This is a genomic window from Acinetobacter sp. AHP123 (genome assembly GCF_023757925.1).
GTDB classification, from domain to species: Bacteria; Pseudomonadota; Gammaproteobacteria; order Pseudomonadales; family Moraxellaceae; genus Acinetobacter; species Acinetobacter oleivorans.
This window is the reverse complement of record NZ_CP092454.1, coordinates 14507-33249: the sequence shown is the minus strand read 5'-3', so window position 1 is coordinate 33249 and position 18743 is coordinate 14507. Positions and strand designations below refer to the sequence as shown.

Sequence of the window (18743 nt, the reverse complement as noted above, 5' to 3'; positions counted from 1 at the left end):
GTGCTATTGTCAGTTATCGATTATGTCTTGACACGCTCAATAACTCATTTAAATTAGAGTAATTGCTCTATAATTCAAAAAAAGAGGTTAACCATGAACCAGATTGCTCAACCCATCACAATTCGCAATACCACCTTTAAAAATCGAATTATTAAAGGTGCGATGAGTGAGGCGCTTGCAAATTATGAAGGCCAACCAAATGATTTACATTTGGGCTTATATGGTGCTTGGGCAAAAGGTGAACTTGGCTGTGCCATTACGGGCAATGTCATGGTAAATGCTGGAGCAAAAAATGAACCAGGTGTTGTTGTTATTGAAACTGAACGTGACCTAGATCGCTTAAAAGAATGGGCGGCCTTAGGTAAAAAATACGGCATGGTGCAATTGATTCAATTGTCACACCCAGGTCGCCAGTGTCCAAAAGGTTTAAATAAAGAAACCGTAGCGCCATCGGCAGTACCTTTTAGCCCAGCTTTAGCAACCATGTTTGGAACGCCACGTGAACTTAGTCATGATGAAATTCTAGATATTATTAATCGTTTTGCGAAAGCAGCTCAGATCTGTGAAAAAGCAGGTTTCGAAGGCGTGCAATTGCACGGCGCACATGGTTATTTAATTAGTCAGTTTTTATCGCCATTAACTAATAAGCGTACAGATCAATGGGGCGGTTCAGTTGAAAATCGTAGCCGTTTTTTATTAGAGGTTTATAAGGCGGTACGTGAAGCAACCTCTGAAAATTTTATTATTTCAGTGAAGCTTAACTCAGCTGACTTTCAGCGTGGCGGTATTAGCGAAGAAGATGTCATTTCAGTGTTTAAAGCAGTAGACGAAGCTGGTATCGATTTAATTGAAATTTCAGGCGGCACTTACGAGGCACCAGCAATGGCTGGAGCTAAGGCGGATAAACGTAAAGCAAGCACGATTGCGCGTGAAGCATACTTTTTAGATTTTGCTGAGAAAATCCGTCAGCATGTTAAATGTAAGCTCATGGTGACAGGTGGGTTCCGTACTGTAGAGGGCATGAATGCTGCACTTGAAAGTGGTGCATGTGACTTTATTGGTATTGCTCGCCCATTTGCCGTGGAAACCGATTTAACAGAACGTCTAATTGCAGGGCAAGACGTGCGTTATGCCGTAAAACCGATTAAAACGGGCTTACCTTTTGTCGATAAAATGGCAATTATGGAAATTATTTGGTATGCCGCTCAATTTAAAACCATTGGCAAGGGTAAAAAACCAAATCCAAAACTTTCACCACTTGTGGTGTTTTTAAATTATGCCAAAGGCAATATTAAAGCGGTGATTCAAGGACAAGTGAACTCGCGTAAGTCTGCATAATTTCATTACCATGCAGTCGTCCAGTAAGCGTTAAATGTAGAAGCAGACCATTGGCCTTTAATTAAAGCATTATTAAAGGCAGGTCTGTTTTCTATTTGGGCAAGATAACGGTGTATATGTTTAAACTGGCTGTAATTTTGTGAGCAAGCTAATAATGGGAACCACATCAAAATATCAGCAATAGTAAACTGATCTCCAACAAACCATAAGTGATGCTCTAAATGTTCATCAATCATTTTCATTTGTTGTTGTAGTGATTGATTGAGATAGCCTTGATCGAATCCATATTTTAAAAGTTTAGGAATGAAACGGATCGGAAAAAGATGTACGTTGTGCAATTTGGTGAAAGATTTGTTTGAGTACTAAATCGGGAATAAATGTTGCCTCGCAATAATTTTTCCAATAACAAAAATTTTGGAGTTGTTGGCGTGATAGGCTGTTCGGTCCCAATTGTGGGTGTAAATGAGATAGGTAATCTAAAATTGCTGAGGTTTCAGCTAAGACTGAAGTGTTTCCTTGTTCAATAATTTCGAGAGTTGGAAATTTTGATAATTGATGAGGTGAGTTTTTATCTTCGCCTATAACTGAATGATCTTTAATAGTGAGCTCATAGTTGAGTTTTAATTCTTCTAAAAACCAAATGATGCGTTGAGAGCGCGAATTTTTTAGGTGAAATAATCGAATTTGCATGTCATGTTCAAATTATAGTTTTGATATATGTTGAGTATAGAACATAATTTAATTATAAAAATATTTATAAATCAGTAGATTATATTTTTTATATAAAAGTAGCTTAATAAAAAGCCACTGCCATTAAAAATGGAGTGGCTTTTTAGTGTTTGATATCCCTAACGAGATCTGACCTACAAGTTTGTTGCCTTGAAGAGGTTACCGTATATCAGATCTTTTTATAGTTCAGTTTAGAACGTATAGCTCATACCCAATTGAACCGTACGTGATTCACCCGGATAAGCATATAAATTGAAAGCACTTTCATCATAAACTTTGTCAAAAATATTTTTCAGATCTAAGTTAAGACGAAGTTTTGGTGTTGCTTGATAGTAAGAAACCAAATCTGTAACCGCATAACCTTTCATGGTGTAAGTACTATTGGCTGTTTGTCCTGCACGCTTATCAATATATTTTTGATTAATTCCTAGACCTAAACCTTGTAAAGGACCATCCTGAAACTCATAGATATTTAAAAGATTAAAACTATTCTTTGGAATATTGGCTAAGGTGGTTCCTTTTTTCAAAGTATTGTCTTTGCTGACTTCTGCATCTGTATAAGCATATCCACCAATAATTTTCCAAGCCGGAGTAATTTGCCCTGCAACATTTAGCTCAATACCTTGGCTACGAACTTCGCCAGCAGCAACTTTATAGGCTGAATCTACAGGATCGAGGGTTAATACATTTTCTTTTTTTGCATAAAAAATAGCAGAGTCAACCGATAGCATATTGTCGAGTGCTTGCCATTTAAAGCCTAACTCGTAAGCCATGCCTTCTTCAGGGTCAAAACCTTCTCCATTACGGCTAGCACCAGTGTTTGGTTTAAAAGATTTTGCAGCATTGCTATAGATTGAAAGGTCATCACGAGCTTTAAAAACCAAACCTAAACGTGGAATAAACGCATCATGACTGGTATTCCAGTTTGCAGTATTCGGTAATAGGTTTTTGTAATCATGTTCGTAGTGCTCAAAACGTAAGCCCAATAGTGCACTTAAACGTTCATTTAAATCGATTTGGTCTTGTACAAAAAGGGCGGTTGTTTTTAAGTTTTCACGATCATGTGTAGTAAGCCGATTAAGCTCAGGCAGTGGTTGGCCTAAAACAGGATTATAAATATTAATAGGGTAACTACCGACATCACCACTTGAACGAATAATGTATGACTTGTAATCATAATTTTCATATTCAAGCCCAGTCACTAAGGTATGTGCTAATCCTAAAAGCTGGAAATTACCTGTTAAGTTAATTTGGGCATCTGTATCTTGCCATTTCAATTCACGATAGTTGTAATTCCGGCCTAAAGTTTCACCGTCATTTTGAATGCCATTTGCTTCTACCGCATAGCCATACAATTTGCCATTTAAATATTGCACACCAGCATTCAGCTTCCAGTCATTCCCAAGGTCGTGTTCGACTCGTAATTGAGTCATATTGTTATCATTGTAAAGCCGGTTGTTGTATTTACCTGTTTCCCATAAATAGGTTTCTGGTGAGCTATTAAAAGATTTCTGTGTTGGATAACGTGTATGACCACGGTCAAGCGGATGCTGGTTTCTTAAAATATCGGCTTCGAAGATAACTTTAGTCGCGTCGGAAGCTTGCCATTGAATGACTGGAGCAATTCCATAACGTTTAGACTCAACGTGGTCGCGATAACTATCACCACCTTCTGCAATCACATTTAGACGATAACCAATATTTTCTGCATTTGGAATAGTGCCTGTCGTGTCGACAGTGGTACGATATAAACCTTCACTGTTAAGCTGGGCACCTAAAGTAGTTTGTTGCTCAGACTTTGGTGTTTTAGAAATTAAGTTAAAAGTACCACCCGGGTCACCACGGCCATACGAGCTAGAAGAGGGACCACGTAAAACGTCTACGCGTTCAATCGTGTTGCTATCTGGAGCGTTCGGATAACCACGGTTAATCGGGAATCCATTACGGTAAAACTCACCGCTAGTGAAACCACGAAGGTTAAACCCTGTTAAGCCTTGACCCCCAAAGTTATTAGCACGAGTAACGCCGCCAGCTAAATCAAGCGCTTCGATTAAACGTGTAGCTCCAATATCTTCAATTACTTTTTGGGTCACCACACTGACAGATTGCGGTGTATCTTTTAATGCGACTTCACTACGTGTTGCGCTACTTGAATTATCTACTTTGTAAGTTTGATCAGCGGCTTGTTGAGCTTTAATTTTAATGGTAGCAAGCGTAGTTGAAGATTGATCTGTTTCTGCGAAAGCACTTGAGATACAGCAGAGCTGAGCGATGCTCAGGGAGAGGAGGCGAAGCTTAAGATCCATTTAAAACCTTATTGATAATAAATATCAGTATAAAAATAAGAATTATTATATTGTAAAACTACGTAAAGGAAATACTGGATCAGTGATATTTAAATACAAATGTATTTTATTTGGAAATAATAGAGGTTAAAGCAATAAATAAAATATTAAGAAAATAAAAAGAAATTTTATAAGAATAGAATAATGGCGTCCCTACGGGGATTCGAACCCCGGTTACCGCCGTGAAAGGGCGATGTCCTAGGCCTCTAGACGATAGGGACGTTGAGGATGGCGGTATCTTAAGAAGCCGCCACCAAACTGTCAAGTAGGTAAGGAGACAGTTTGTTCAAAATATAGCAAAACAGTTCAGCAGTCTTCTGAGTATCGTATAAAGCAGAGTGTGCTTCTTTACCATCGAACTCAATTCCAGCTTGAATGCAGGCTTTAGCAAGGACTGTTTGTCCAAACATCACAGCACTTAAAGTAACTGTATCCATGACTGAAAAACTATGAAAAGGGTTCTGGTTTTTTGTGCTTGTACGTGCAATTGCAGCTTGAACAAAACCAAGATCAAAATGAGCGTTGTGACCGACCAATACTGCATGCGTACAGTGTTGCTGTTTACGAACTTCATTGACCGACTTAAAAATACGGCGTAATGCAGTGCGTTCATCTTCAGCCATTGCTATACGCATTGGATTGAATGGATCAATACCAATAAAGTCTAGCGAACGGCGGTCGAGGTTAGCCCCCTCAAACGGGTTAATGTGCGCATGAAATGCTGGACCAGGGACAAATTGTCCCTGAGCATCATACACAATTGGAATGCATGCAATTTCTAGCAATGCATCTGTCTGGGCATTAAAACCTGCCGTTTCAACGTCAACAACAACAGGTAAGAAGCCACGAAAACGTTGGCCAATGACCGGGACAGAGGTTTCTTGTGTCACACTTTTCTCCATTGCAGCGTTTTCCCGGCATGCAGCGGGATAATTTTTTGATCATCTAAATAATCAAAAGATTCTGGGACAAGGTTATCTTCTTTTACCAAAGTAATGGTAGAAGTATTACGTGGTAGACCATAGAAGTCTGCGCCAAAATGGCTAGCAAAACCTTCTAAGCGCTCTAATTTACCCACTTGGTCAAATGCTTGGGCATAAAGCTCAATTGCATTAGGTGCACTATAACAGCCCGCACAGCCACAAGCATTTTCTTTTGCATTTTGTGAGTGAGGAGCGCTATCTGTACCCAAGAAAAATTTAGGGTTACCACTCGTTGCAACTTCAAGCAAAGTTGTTTGATGTGTTTGGCGCTTTAAAATTGGCAAACAGTAAAAATGCGGCTTAATGCCACCGACCAACATATCATTACGGTTAAATAATAAATGCTGAGGAGTGATTGTTGCCGCAACATTACGATCATGCTCTAAAACAAAATGAGCCGCATCGCTTGTTGTAATGTGTTCAAGTACCACTTTAAGTTTTGGAAACTGTTTTAAGAGTGGGTTGAGTACTTCATCAAGGAAGCGTTTTTCACGGTCAAAAATATCGACATGGTTATGAGTTACTTCACCATGAAGTAATAATGGAACTTGATGTTCTTCTAATTGTTCAATAACTGCATAAACCTTACGGATATCACTCACACCATTATCAGAATTGGTGGTTGCGCCCGCTGGGTAAAGTTTAATTGCATTTACATGTCCAGATTCTTTAATTTTACGAACTTCGTCTGGTGAGGTGAAGTCAGTAAAATAAAGCACCATACGCGGGTCAAAATTGAGACCTTCTGGAACATGAGCAAGAATACGTTCACGGTAAGCCAGCGCTTCTTCCACAGTTTTTACAGGTGGAACAAGGTTTGGCATACAGATCGCACGAGCAAACTGTTTAGCCAAATCAGGTACAGTACGTTTTAATGCTAAACCATCACGTAAATGTGCATGCCAGTCATCTGGCTGGAGCAGGGTAATAGAGTCCAAGGCAGTTCAAACTTCGAAATAAAACAAATGATAATCGATAAAGTGTGAAAATGGTAACGAGAATTACGGACAAATGGCAAAATAAAGCGCAAGAGGCCTCAAAAAATAATGTTATATTTTGTTAATGTGTAAGAGGTAGGAATCGGGTAGTGGTAAATAGGGGAAATGTACAGGAATTACTCAAAGCAAAAGAAGAAATAGAATATCTGGTAACTTTACATACCCATCGTTATGCCAATACACCTTTGCCTCATCAATTAGAAAAAAAGTTCTGGTGCTTAAATCTTGAACGAACTAAACAAAATATCTCCAAATTTTTAGCAAGTGGCGTTCTCACCTATCTAATTTTTATTTTATTAGCGCTCCCTACAGACTACTTAGTGATTGGCGTACCTTACATTACTTGGGATTTTATTTATTGCTTACTGAGTGCAATTAATATTGCTTGTGCGCTGCTGCTATTTTGGGTTTTTGCCAAGTTTAAAAAACTCACTAAATATTTTTACGTCGCTGCGTGCGGGATTGTATTTTTTACCATTATTTTCAATGCAATGTTACTGCTTAGTGTAGGAAATATCGCTCTTAAAAATCAGTCGATGTTACTACTTTCTTTTTTATATATGCTCGGCTTTATTTTGAGCGGTATAAAGCCTCTACATATGCTTTATGTGGGTTTAACAGCCGCAATTTTTGTTTTTTCTTCATTGATTCTATTGCAAGCGAATTGTGACTATATTGCTTTGGGGCGAGCTCTGTTTGGTAGCTGTATTTTAGGTTTTTCAATTAGTACGATGCTTACGTCTAGAGAAAGAAGTCTTTTTTTAAATAATCAGCTTGCTGAGCTTAATGAAAAGATTTTGCGTATTGAGGCATCTGAATTGCTTCATTTAAGTCAACAAGATGCACTCACTAAAATTTCTAATCGACGTACTTTTGATGAGATGTTTGACTTTTTTTACTATCGGGCAAAGCAAGAGCAACGCCCATTGGCCGTTTTATTTATTGATATCGATTTTTTTAAAAACTATAACGATTTTTATGGGCACCAGATGGGGGACAAGGTCATCTCGTCTATTGCCTCTGCAATTAAGAATTCGATTCGTCATGTTGATTTTGTTGCCCGATATGGCGGAGAAGAGTTTGTGGTTCTTTTGCCAAAAACACCCGCTCAAGGTGCCTATGCGGTGGCTGCTAATATTTATAAAGCGATTGAGCGTCAAGCGATTCCCCATGCTGCATCTTTGGTCTCTACGCATGTAACGATTAGTTTGGGCTTTACTGTCTATACAGAAGGCTTAAAAGTCACACAGGAAAATTTAATTCATGCTGCCGATCAAGCTTTATATCGGGCTAAGCAGCTTGGGCGTAACCAAATTTATTATCAGCCTTTACAAGTCGCCGAAATTGCCTGAATGAATTTAAAAAATAAAAAGGCCACCTTAATAGGTGGCCTTTTTGACGTTATAAGAAAATTATTTTTTCTTACTGTCTAATTGAGGAATAGCAGAACCTTGACCGATTGAAAGTAAACCAGCATCTGTATAGATACCAAGTTTTGCACGTGTATCGGTAATGTCGAGGTTACGCATAGTCAACTGACCAATACGGTCCATAGGCGAGAACATTGAATCGCCTTTTTCCATTGTTAAACGTTCAGCTTCGTACGTTAAGTTTGGAGATTCAGTGTTCATGATGGTGTAGTCATTACCACGACGAAGTTCAAGTGTAACTTCACCTGTAACAGCTTTAGCAACCCAACGCTGAGCCGTTTCACGCAACATAAGCGCTTGAGAGTCGAACCAACGACCTTGGTAAAGTAAACGACCTAAACGTAAACCGTTAATGCGGTATTGTTCGATCGTATCTTCGTTATGAATACCAGTAACCAAACGCTCATAAGCAATATGAAGAAGGGCCATACCCGGTGCTTCATAAATACCACGAGATTTCGCTTCGATAATACGGTTTTCTATTTGGTCAGACATACCTAAACCATGACGACCACCAATACGGTTTGCTTCAAGAATAAGCTCAACTGGATTGTTAAAAGTTTGACCGTTTAACGCAACAGGTACACCTTCTTCAAAACGTACAGTTACTTCTTCTGGTTTGATTTCAACTTCTTCTTTCCAGAAAGCAACGCCCATAATTGGGTCAACGATTTTGATACCAGCATTTAAGTATTCAAGATCTTTTGCTTCGTGAGTTGCGCCCAACATGTTTGAGTCAGTTGAATACGCTTTTTCTTTTGACATTTTATAGTCAAAACCGTTGTCGATCAGGAACTGTGACATTTCTGCACGGCCACCGAGTTCATCGATGAAGTTTTGATCTAACCAAGGCTTATAAATTTTAAGATTCGGGTTGGTCAACAAACCATAACGATAGAAACGTTCAATATCGTTACCTTTATAAGTTGAACCGTCACCCCAGATGTTTACGTCATCTTCTTTCATTGCAGTAACTAACATTGTACCTGTTACTGCACGACCTAATGGAGTCGTATTGAAATAAGGAACACCACCTGTACTGATATGGAATGCACCACACTGAATTGCAGCAATACCTTCAAGCGCAAGTTGTAAGCGGCAGTCAATTAAGCGAGCTTTTACAGCGCCGTATTGTTCTGCTTTCTTTGGAATTGCATCGTAGTCATCTTCATCAGGCTGGCCTAAGTTTGCAGTATATGCATAAGGCTCTGCACCCTTTTGTTTCATCCATAATAAAGCAGCTGAAGTGTCTAGGCCTCCGGAGAAGGCAATCCCAACTTTTTTGCCTACTGGTACATGCTGCAAGATAGTTGCATTATCAGTCATTGCTAATCCTAACATTTATAAAAAAGACCCCGTTGAGGTGGTCTCGAGAATTCTGAATGGCGGCTATTGTAGCACTATTCATGGTGCTTTTTTTGGCAAAAAAGCATTAATTCACTTGTTCTGATTGGTATTTATTATTTGAAGAAAATATGGGATTGTCTTCTTTATATATAGATTGACCATAATCTCGAATAAAAAATAATTCTGGGTCATCCAAAATTATCAAAAAAGTATTAAAGTACTATGCAACAAGTTGCAAAAAACTATTGGGACGCAGCATGACAAGTTACGCCAATTTATTAAAACCATTACATTTAGGCTTTACCACCATTAAAAACCGTGTGGTGATGGGATCCATGCATACGGGACTTGAAGACCGTTTTTTTAACTATCCAAAACTGGCAGCTTATTTTGAAGAGCGTGCAAAAGGTGGGGTTGGCCTGATTGTGACAGGTGGTATTTCTCCGAACCGTCAGGGATGGTTGGCACCTGCGGGTGGAACTATGAACAGTCTCTTTGATGTTCCTCAGCACCGTTTAGTAACCCATGCTGTTCATAAACATGGCTCTAAAATCTTAATGCAGATTTTGCACGCTGGCCGATATGGTTACCAACCATTTGTTGTGTCTTCAACAGCAATTAAATCTCCAATTTCACCATTTAAACCGCGTCAGCTTTCTGAAAAAAATATTCTCAGCACAATAGAAGATTACGCTCAGTGCGCTGACATTGCCAAAAAAGCAGGTTATGACGGTGTCGAAATTATGGGCTCGGAAGGTTATTTAATTAATCAGTTTTTAAGTAGCCACGTTAACCAGCGTACTGACCGTTGGGGTGGTGAAATTGAAAACCGGATGCGTTTTCCTGTTGAGATTGTGAAAGCGATTCGCGCCAAAGTTGGTGAGAAATTTATTATTTGTTTCCGCTTGTCTTTACTTGATTTAGTTCATGACGGTAACACTATGCAAGAAGTAGTTACTGTTGCAAAAGCTTTAGAAAAAGCGGGTGTGACTTTATTAAATACTGGCATTGGCTGGCATGAAGCACGTGTACCGACCATTGTAACTTCGGTGCCTCGAGCCGCTTTTGTCGATTACACAGCCCACGTAAAACAACATATTTCTATTCCGATTATTGCGTCAAACCGAATTAATATGCCTGAAACTGCCGAAGAGATTTTGGCAACTGGCAAAGCTGATATGGTTCAAATGGCGCGTCCTTTATTGGCCGATGCATTTTGGGTAAATAAAACTGCGACTAACCGTGTTGATGAAATTAATACCTGTATTGCTTGTAACCAAGCCTGTTTAGACCATGCTTTTAAAAACAAGCGCGTGTCTTGTTTAGTAAACCCGCGTGCAGGCCATGAAACAGAACTGGTTTATTTAAAAACTAAGCAGCCTAAACGTATTGCTGTTGTCGGTGGTGGCGTAGCAGGTATGTCCGCGGCAACTGTTGCAGCAAGCCGTGGCCATGCAGTGACACTATTTGAAGCAACTGCAGATGTAGGTGGTCAATTTAACTTTGCCAAAGTTGTGCCGGGTAAAGAAGAATTTCACGAAACGATTCGCTACTTCAAAGTACAACTCGAAAAAACAGGCGTGGATGTACGTTTAAATACTCGCGTAAATCGCGAGCAGCTTGAACGCGAAGGTTTTGATGAAGTGATTGTTGCAACTGGTGTAATCCCTCGCGCATTAAAAATTGAAGGAAGCAATGCACCACAAGTTCTTTCTTATGCTCAAGTTTTAAAAGGTGCAGAAGTTGGGCAAAAAGTAGCAGTGATTGGTGCAGGTGGTATTGGTTTTGATGTATCTGAGTTTTTACTTAAACCTCCACATCAACCACAGCCTCAACCTTTAGCAGAGTGGCAACGTGAATGGGGTGTAGACCCAGATCCGAACTATGTTTCTGAAGGTGGTATGCAGCCACCAGTGGTTGAACCAGCAATCCGCGAGATTTATTTACTACAACGTAAAACTACACCTCTCGGTATTGGCCTTGGCAAGACTTCAGGTTGGGTACACCGTGCACAGCTTAAAAAGCATGGCGTGCGTATGTTACGAGGCGTGCAATATAAAGCAGTCACTGATGAAGGACTTTGGATTGAGCACAATGGTCAAGACCAGCTTTTACGTGTAGACACGGTTGTAGTGTGTGCAGGCCAAGAGTCGGTAAAAGACTTGATGCCAAAAGAAGGTGAGTCGACTATAGCCAACTACCATATTATTGGTGGTGCAAAGCTCGCAGCAGAGCTAGATGCGAAGCGTGCGATCAAAGAAGGAGCAGAATTAGCTGCTCGATTGTAAAATTGATGAAACAATATGCACTTGAACACAAAGCGATGATATTTTTCTTGAATAAAATGAATAAGCTTTGTATTCTTACGCACATGGAAGCGTGGCAGAGCGGTTTAATGCACCGGTCTTGAAAACCGACGAGGGTGTGAGTCCTCCGTGAGTTCGAATCTCACCGCTTCCGCCAAATTCGAAAAGCCCCTGTTAAAAGCAGGGGCTTTTTTTATTTCTATGGCATAAATTGATTGAGTTGCGTCAGCATCTAGTCTGGAGGTTGAAGGTTACTATACTTATTCTGTAGGATTTAAAGTGGCTTTAAATAGAAAAATTTAATAGAGTTACTTAGATATAAAATGAACATATCGATTATTACTAAAGCTAGTTTAATAAGATTTTTCGATTAATATAAGAATAGTTGGAGAGAAAAATGAGTAGATCTGGAAAACTGATTTGGAAAAGTTAATTTTACTAATTAATCTAGGTGTTTTGTACTCTTTAAAAAATAATTATATAGATATAAATGAAGCTGAATATTTTTTGTATACACCATATATGCTTAGACTTTTGAAAGAAAATAATTGCTCTATCGACTTAATTAATATAATTCATAAAGGGACCGAACTAGAAGATCTTGGGGAATTAAAGATTGATTTTAAAAATGAAGTAGAAAAAATGTTTAAGGAATGTGAGGATATGATCAAGAATTTTCCTGAAACTAGTTTTGAATTTGAAAAATGGTATGATCAAAATTTATTTAACAAATATAATTGAGATATATTTAATATAAAAAATATTGCTGACACCTTATTAGATCTTGATACTATAGAAAGTAGTTTAGGAGCTTTGAAAATTTACGAATAATTTTAGAGTTTAAAGAATTATCAAAATTTATAAATAGCTGTTATTGGATAGAGATTGTATTTATGATTATTTTGTAAATAGGGGGTTGTAGGAATAATTTATATTTAAAAATTAGGGCGAAATTTTATTTTACGCTTAATGTTGTGAGTACTTTATTAATAACTGAGCTTGTTTTTAGAAGCAATATTATATTCAAAATGGTTATTTGCTTTAAATGTATGTAGTAACTATTTAGCTGTCAAAAATATGTAAGTAATAGGATAAAAATGTTAGAAACTGATGTTTTAATTGTTGGAAGTGGTCCAGCTGGTTCTTCTGCTGCACTTATGTTAAGTAGTTATGGAATTAGAAATATCATAATAACTAAATATAGATGGCTGGCAAACAGCCCTCGTGCTCATTATATCAGTCAAAGAACTATGGAAATTGTTCGAGACTTGGGGATCTCAGATGAAGTAATCGCAAAAGCAGCACCAAAAGAAGTCATGGGAGATGTTGTTTATTGCACATCTTTAACGGGTGATGAAATTGGACGCTTTCCTTATGGAATGAATCATCCAGAAAGAATGTCAGAATATGCTAAAGCGAGCCCCTGTGAACAGTGCGATCTTCCTCAACACCTATTTGAACCTATTTTACTTTCAAATGCAGCATCACGAGGGAGTCATCCAAGATTTGATACGGAATATTTATCTCATGTACAAGACGAGGATGGTGTAACAGTCACTGTTTTAGATAGATTAACTCAACAAACATACTTAATCCGCTGTAAGTATTTAATCGGAGCTGATGGTGCAAGTAGCCAAGTCGTAAAAGATTTAGATTTACCTATGGCAGGTAAAATGGGGAAAAATGGCAGTATAAGCATTATTTTTAAAGCCGATTTAACAAAATACGTTTCGCATCGACCTGGCTACCTCTGGTGGATTATACAACCTGGAGCAAACATTGGTGGGATAGGGTTAGGGTTGTTGCGTATGGTCAGACCTTGGAATGAATGGCAGATTGTTTGGGGGTATGACATTGAAAAAGAAGAGCCATCTCTTACCGATGATGAAGCGATTGCTATTTGCAAGCAGCTTATTGGTGATAACGACATAGAAATAAACATAAGTAGTAAGTCGTTATGGACAGTAAATGAAATGTATGCAGAGCAATACTCAAAAGGTCGAGTTTTCTGCATTGGTGATGCTGTCCATCGTCATCCACCTTCGAATGGTTTAGGTTCAAACTCATCTATACAAGACGCTTATAATTTATGTTGGAAATTAGCATTTGTATTAAATGGCAAAGCGGGTAGTGGTTTATTAGACAGTTTTAATGAAGAAAGAGCACCTGTTGGTGAGCGAATTGTTAAACGAGCAAATCAAAGTGTTAGAGAGTTCTCTACAATCTTTTCTGCTTTAGAGTTAGATGGAAAGTACAGTACAGAGACGATGCAAGGAAGCATAAATGCCTTAAGCGAAGGTAATGAAAAAGGTGCTGTTAAACGTCGTGATTTAAGATCTGCAATTGAATATAAAGCTTATGAATTTGCTGCTTTAGGAGTCGAAACTAACGTACGGTATTATTCATCTGCAATTATTGGAGAAGAGTCTGCTATTGAAAATAAAATAGATTCTAGTAGAGATGAAGATCTTCATTATTATCCTTCATTTACCCCAGGTCATAAACTTCCTCATATATGGCTAGTCAAAAATCATAAAAAAATATCAACCTTAGACTTAATCGGAAATGGAAAGTTTACGCTTTTCTGTTGGCTACAAGGCGATAAATGGAAACTTGCTGTAGACAACCTGAATAAACAGCTTAACTTGGATATTAACGTTATACAGGTAGGTCCCAAAAGAGACGTTGAAGACTCTTATGGAGAACTGTCTCGCTCTTGGGGTAATGATGAAAATGCTTGCATAATGATCAGGCCAGACGGCTATATTGCTTGGCAAAGCAACAAAATTGAATCAGCGGACAATGAGTTGCACAAAGCCATATCATCAATACTTAGTTTGAATTAGAATTTCACTGCTTCACCAAATTCGAAAAGCCTCTGTTAAAAGCAGGGGCTTTTTTATTACTTAGCAATCCATATAAAAATTTTGATTGAGTTGGGCACAATTAGACGTCAGCTTAATTTTATATTTTGTAGTTAATTGCACCCTCATAATGGTCATTATCTTGTCATTGTTTGAATAATTCTTTCGGGTCAACTATTGTTTCTATATGTATAATTATAGGCGGAATAGTTTCTTATAATACTAACCCCTTTGCATCACTATCTTGCATAGTAAAATCGCCTGATATGTACCAAATTTAAATTAAGAGATATGGATAATTCATGAATTTAATAAAACCTAGTAATAAGTTCTTTCTTGCAATTTTTCTTATGATGAATCTTTCAAATACATATGCAGCAAAAATACAGGCTGTAGATGCTGAAGTACAGGAGAGTGCTGTAGATGTAATGGAAGCTGCTGGAGCAGAAGCTGTAGGTGGGCAAGAGGATATATGCCGTGTTGACGAGGCGTGTGATGTTGCATCTGCTGTTTCTGAGGATGAAATGTACGGTGGCATTCAACAAGAATATGTCGTGAAAGGCTGTAAGGTAACAATCTACAACGATGGGCCAGTGAAAATGGTCAATGTAAAGACAGATCAACCATGTGATGCTCCACTTCCTAAAGACCATAAATTTTCTAGATAGAGCCTGTGAACCTATAAATTATTTTATAGGCCTTTCTGTTTTTTCTCAAAATCATGAACCATTCGAATACGTTCTTCAGTTGCGGGATGAGAAGATAAAGTATCAAGAACAGCTGTAGATAGTTTATTAGCTGAAGATTCTTCTTGAGAAGTTGGCGGGTTGGACTGATTTTTTTTATCGATACCTTCTTCTGTTGTATCGCTTAAGCGTTGTAAGAAATTTGCGAAGTGCGAGACTTCTATATGCTTCCTATCCATCAGTTGTAAAGCATATAGATCGGCTTCGGACTCAAATTTACGTGAGTAATTTGCACCTATCATAGCCGCAGGTAATGACGTAAATAAGTCTGAATTATCTCCGGTCATTGCAATGTATAATATACTTAGGCCTAAACTAGTTAACCCTTGTTGCAAACTATGGCGATAAACCAAATGGCCTTGTTCATGGGCTAATACGCCTAAGACTTCCTGATTAGTATGTGCCATTTTGATCAGTTCATCTGTGATGATGATCGTATTATTAGGTAGTGCTACAGCATTTGCCCCTAATTGATCGCCTTTACGGAAGACTAATTTGGCTGGTCTGTTTTCAGCAACAGTATTCAAATATTGTTTAGTAATTTGGTCTTTTTGAGTTTGTGCTAATTGGCTGGGTGCAGTCCAATTATTTAATACATAATTCTCGGCTTCATCACCTAGTTTCTTTAAAGTATTCTCAGGTAATTGAAAAGCAAGATAATGGGATGTGGCTGGAACACCCCATTTTACTAGACTGATCGCGAAAGTAATCACAAAAATTACACTAAAAAGAATAAGACTCGGAGAGCGTTCAAGTTTCCAAATCGAATGTTGAACCTTTTTAGTTGTGTAATTAAACCATTCTGGTAATGCACTATGAAATTCAATTCTTGCATCATCAGATAATTCAATTACTGGGTGTAACTGTCCCAGCGCACCAATCAATTTCATATCAGTATATTGATAATGACGTTGTTGTTCTAATTGCTCACCATACCGAATGAGAACTTCAGATTTAGATTGAGCTAAAATCTGAGCACGGTGAGGTTTAGACACTATGCCATCATAGAAAATGATATCTACTGCTTGGGACATAAATTATTAAACTCAGATTATTATAGAGAGATGTCAATATCAAAAATATCACTGATTTCTTCAGCTAAAGCACTTTGTTCTTGCTGAGCGAGATTCATCATTTGATCTGGATCATCTAATAAAATTAAACTCATCGATTCAATCTGATATTTGTGAATACGAACTGCAGCCCAAGCAGACATTAAGCCTATGGTTAAGATTTTTACAATCCAGTTTGAAGCTACAATCCATGCAAAACGCCATTGATTACAGTCTGTTTTAAATTGACTGTTTCCAACTGTAGTATTGTTCCATGTCGTAATAAAAATACGTGCAGCAATTAATGGATAAATAAATAATCCAATAAATGCATATACCATAACTATTCCGAAGACTGCAACGTTCGGTGAGAACCCAGCAATTGTTCCTGCCATAGCAAAGTAAATGATTGAAAAAATAGCAATTATACCAATTGCAATAAAAACTGGTATATAAACTGCAGCCATATATGCAGACCATTTTGCGTTTAATTTAAAATTTAATTGTCCAGCATATAAGTTGTTTAGATAATATTTTTTATATAGCCAAATAGCTACAGGTGTAAAGATTCCTAATGTGAAAATATATACCAATATACTCAAAAGAAAGACTTTATAAGATTCTTTTATCGTTCCACCAAAATAAAAACGTGCGTTGCCGAACTTACTATTTCTTGCAGTAAAACGCAAAGTAGCGCGAATTAGCCAAGGTACTGCTGTATATAATGCAACTAGTCCAACCACAGTCGCAACTATTGAATACTGTGATGAAATTGCAAATACTGCGTAAATTCCTAATGCAATTAAACGTCCAATCAAAATCTTGGTTGGAATCCCTGTAAAATCAAAGCGACGTTCAAAAAATTCTGTATTGCCATAGAAATAGCGTAAGCGACGAACTTTAGCCCACGGTGCATATAAGCTTAAAGTAATAATAGTCAAAAGAATATTAACGATCCAGATTCCAAAATATTCTGAGGCTTTACCATGAAACTTAAAATGATAAATGCCTGATTGAGAAATTGGTGGAGACGTAATATTTTGATCCTCATTCAAATCTTGAGTAGATGAGGGTAAAGCTTGTTCTTGCATTTTATTCTCTTTATTGAAACTAAATGATCTTGATTGAATGTAATAGATAATTAGAAAGCTATTGAGAACATTATATATTTTTTATAAATGGAAAGAAATAGAATGAAAAGCAAACAACTATTTTTACCATTATATTCTTATTGAATTGTTCGGAGCAGAAAGCAGATCGAGAGAAGTATAAATAATAGGTTTAAAGGGATATTGGTGACTTATTGCAATTTCTAACTGAAACTTTTCTACATCATTCATTTCATCATTTAGCATTTGATATTCTAATCTTACCTGTTGAAACTAATATATCTATATAAATTTCAATTTCGTTATAAACCCCAAATTAATAATAAATTTTAATTATTTATCCTTACTTTTTAATGATCTATTTTAAAGCAAATGTCGTTTAGTGTGCTTGACTGCCAAAGGGTAGAACACTATCCTTTGCCTGCTGGCCACATTGCCAGTCGGTTGTCGCAGACCGGGAAAACAAAGTCGATATGCAAAACTCTTGTTTTGTGTGTCGGGAACTCGTTCGCCCCCTTTTTCTCTACGGTAGGGCGGAAGGGGGACACCTTCGGGTGTGCTGGTTCCTTTGTTTCCAGTCTGCGAACCCCCTTTCGTTCTGCCACCATAATTTTAATGTTTTGGCAGAACTCCCAATAAAAAGGAGTTGGCTTTGCACATTCATTATTTCTTGGCAGCCTTTGCCAAAAGCTATAACGACACAACTTAAACTTTTAAAGCAGTTTGAAAGTCATTTGGCTTTTCGGACTTTAAATCGTTACGACCAAAAAACTTAATCAACAATAAAACTTGAGATGTGCCAAGCACAGTCTTTATGGGCTTTGCTATGCCTTTTATTTGCTTAAAAAAGAGTAAAGGCATTTTTATCTCATTTATATACAACAAGAATTTATTTTATAACGGTAAAACTATGCCACATTCAGATCTCCCATTTCGTGCTTTAAGTGTGCTTCACACTTCCCGATATCTGTTTAACAACTATGGCTTTCACAATGTCGGGGTTGACCGAATTATTGAGTCGGCAAAAATCCCAAAAGCGACTTTTTATAATTACTTTCACTCAAAAGAAAGGCTAATTCAAATGAGTTTAACCTTTCAAAAAGATGGTCTAAAACAGGAGGTACTTTCAATCATTCATGTTCAAAAAGAATTAACGACGCTTGAAAAGCTCCGCAAAATTTACTTTTTACATGCCGATTTAGACGGACTTTATCATTTGCCTTTTAAAGCTATTTTTGAAATTGCGAAAACACATCCAAAGGCCTATCAGGTGGTCGTTGAATATCGAAACTGGTTTATTAATGAAATCTATAATTTGCTTTTAATCACCAACGCAAATGCTTCAAAACAAGATGCTCACATGTTTTTGTTTGTGATTGATGGAGCAATGGTTCAGCTTTTAGATCCAAACAAGCCAGATGAAAGAGAGAAGTTGTTGGATTATTTTTTAATTACTTTAGGATAAATTAGAGGAAAATATAGGTAAGGAAAGATAC

The 18743-nt window shown here is 37.6% G+C and carries 13 protein-coding genes, 2 tRNA genes and 1 pseudogene; 8 read left to right on the top strand and 8 right to left on the bottom strand.

Features of this window, described 5'->3' with window-relative positions; all coding sequences use genetic code 11:
* Window positions 1-93: 93 nt before the first annotated feature.
* Window positions 94-1338: an NADH:flavin oxidoreductase/NADH oxidase family protein gene (locus MJX77_RS00145; RefSeq protein ID WP_252060236.1), complete on the top strand. Its 1245-nt coding sequence runs from the start codon at window positions 94-96 to the stop codon at window positions 1336-1338.
* A gap of 5 nt (window positions 1339-1343) precedes the next feature.
* Here MJX77_RS00145 and MJX77_RS00140 read toward each other — a convergent pair.
* The 5 genes and pseudogenes from MJX77_RS00140 to pyrC form a co-directional block, all read right to left on the bottom strand.
* Window positions 1344-2028, bottom strand: a pseudogene (locus MJX77_RS00140) (glutathione binding-like protein).
* Between the two features lie 230 nt (window positions 2029-2258).
* On the bottom strand, window positions 2259-4373 hold the full coding sequence (locus MJX77_RS00135) for a TonB-dependent siderophore receptor (RefSeq protein WP_252060234.1): 2115 nt from the start codon (window positions 4371-4373) through the stop codon (window positions 2259-2261).
* A gap of 184 nt (window positions 4374-4557) precedes the next feature.
* A tRNA-Glu gene (locus MJX77_RS00130) sits at window positions 4558-4633 on the bottom strand.
* Window positions 4634-4651: 18 nt separating this feature from the next.
* A complete protein-coding gene (gene rnt / locus MJX77_RS00125) occupies window positions 4652-5314 on the bottom strand; it encodes a ribonuclease T (RefSeq protein ID WP_002117536.1) in 663 nt (220 codons plus the stop codon).
* The gene (gene pyrC / locus MJX77_RS00120) at window positions 5299-6333 is read right to left on the bottom strand and encodes a dihydroorotase (RefSeq protein WP_004793881.1); all 1035 of its coding nucleotides are present in this window, start codon (window positions 6331-6333) and stop codon (window positions 5299-5301) included. Before pyrC ends, rnt begins: the two co-directional genes overlap by 16 nt.
* Before the next feature lie 149 nt (window positions 6334-6482).
* On the opposite strand from pyrC, the gene MJX77_RS00115 reads away from it, so the two are divergent.
* Complete coding sequence (locus tag MJX77_RS00115) at window positions 6483-7745, top strand: GGDEF domain-containing protein (protein ID WP_151822923.1); 1263 nt, start codon at window positions 6483-6485, stop codon at window positions 7743-7745.
* A 60-nt stretch (window positions 7746-7805) separates the two neighbouring features.
* On the opposite strand, the gene argG is transcribed toward MJX77_RS00115, so the two are convergent.
* Window positions 7806-9164, bottom strand: coding sequence for an argininosuccinate synthase (gene argG / locus MJX77_RS00110; protein WP_009390370.1), 1359 nt, complete (start codon window positions 9162-9164; stop codon window positions 7806-7808).
* Window positions 9165-9427: 263 nt separating this feature from the next.
* On the opposite strand from argG, the gene MJX77_RS00105 reads away from it, so the two are divergent.
* From MJX77_RS00105 to MJX77_RS00085, 5 genes are all read left to right on the top strand, one after another.
* A complete protein-coding gene (locus MJX77_RS00105) occupies window positions 9428-11458 on the top strand; it encodes an NADPH-dependent 2,4-dienoyl-CoA reductase (protein WP_151963503.1) in 2031 nt (676 codons plus the stop codon).
* Window positions 11459-11543: 85 nt separating this feature from the next.
* A tRNA-Ser gene (locus tag MJX77_RS00100) sits at window positions 11544-11633 on the top strand.
* 263 nt (window positions 11634-11896) lie between these two features.
* Window positions 11897-12217, top strand: coding sequence for a DUF3969 family protein (locus MJX77_RS00095; RefSeq protein WP_252060232.1), 321 nt, complete (start codon window positions 11897-11899; stop codon window positions 12215-12217).
* Window positions 12218-12573: 356 nt separating this feature from the next.
* Complete coding sequence (locus tag MJX77_RS00090) at window positions 12574-14322, top strand: FAD-dependent oxidoreductase (protein ID WP_252060230.1); 1749 nt, start codon at window positions 12574-12576, stop codon at window positions 14320-14322.
* A 368-nt stretch (window positions 14323-14690) separates the two neighbouring features.
* A complete protein-coding gene (locus tag MJX77_RS00085; protein ID WP_081399669.1) occupies window positions 14691-15008 on the top strand; it encodes a hypothetical protein in 318 nt (105 codons plus the stop codon).
* 23 nt (window positions 15009-15031) lie between these two features.
* On the opposite strand, the gene MJX77_RS00080 is transcribed toward MJX77_RS00085, so the two are convergent.
* Window positions 15032-16120: a M48 family metallopeptidase gene (locus MJX77_RS00080; protein WP_252060228.1), complete on the bottom strand. Its 1089-nt coding sequence runs from the start codon at window positions 16118-16120 to the stop codon at window positions 15032-15034.
* 20 nt (window positions 16121-16140) lie between these two features.
* Window positions 16141-17229: a YjgN family protein gene (locus tag MJX77_RS00075; protein ID WP_252060226.1), complete on the bottom strand. Its 1089-nt coding sequence runs from the start codon at window positions 17227-17229 to the stop codon at window positions 16141-16143.
* A 928-nt stretch (window positions 17230-18157) separates the two neighbouring features.
* Here MJX77_RS00075 and MJX77_RS00070 point away from each other — a divergent pair.
* On the top strand, window positions 18158-18712 hold the full coding sequence (locus MJX77_RS00070; protein ID WP_252060225.1) for a TetR/AcrR family transcriptional regulator: 555 nt from the start codon (window positions 18158-18160) through the stop codon (window positions 18710-18712).
* Window positions 18713-18743 lie beyond the last annotated feature (31 nt).

What these genes read in the sequence shown, in the direction of transcription:
- MJX77_RS00145 (WP_252060236.1), top strand. Translation starts at nt 94, where the DNA reads ATGAACCAGATTGCTCAACCCATCACAATTCGCAATACCACCTTTAAA.
- MJX77_RS00135 (WP_252060234.1), bottom strand. Translation starts at nt 4,373, where the DNA reads ATGGATCTTAAGCTTCGCCTCCTCTCCCTGAGCATCGCTCAGCTCTGC.
- rnt (WP_002117536.1), bottom strand. Translation starts at nt 5,314, where the DNA reads ATGGAGAAAAGTGTGACACAAGAAACCTCTGTCCCGGTCATTGGCCAA.
- argG (WP_009390370.1), bottom strand. Translation starts at nt 9,164, where the DNA reads ATGTTAGGATTAGCAATGACTGATAATGCAACTATCTTGCAGCATGTA.
- MJX77_RS00105 (WP_151963503.1), top strand. Translation starts at nt 9,428, where the DNA reads ATGACAAGTTACGCCAATTTATTAAAACCATTACATTTAGGCTTTACC.
- MJX77_RS00090 (WP_252060230.1), top strand. Translation starts at nt 12,574, where the DNA reads ATGTTAGAAACTGATGTTTTAATTGTTGGAAGTGGTCCAGCTGGTTCT.
- MJX77_RS00085 (WP_081399669.1), top strand. Translation starts at nt 14,691, where the DNA reads ATGATGAATCTTTCAAATACATATGCAGCAAAAATACAGGCTGTAGAT.
- MJX77_RS00080 (WP_252060228.1), bottom strand. Translation starts at nt 16,120, where the DNA reads ATGTCCCAAGCAGTAGATATCATTTTCTATGATGGCATAGTGTCTAAA.
- MJX77_RS00075 (WP_252060226.1), bottom strand. Translation starts at nt 17,229, where the DNA reads ATGCAAGAACAAGCTTTACCCTCATCTACTCAAGATTTGAATGAGGAT.
- MJX77_RS00070 (WP_252060225.1), top strand. Translation starts at nt 18,158, where the DNA reads ATGCCACATTCAGATCTCCCATTTCGTGCTTTAAGTGTGCTTCACACT.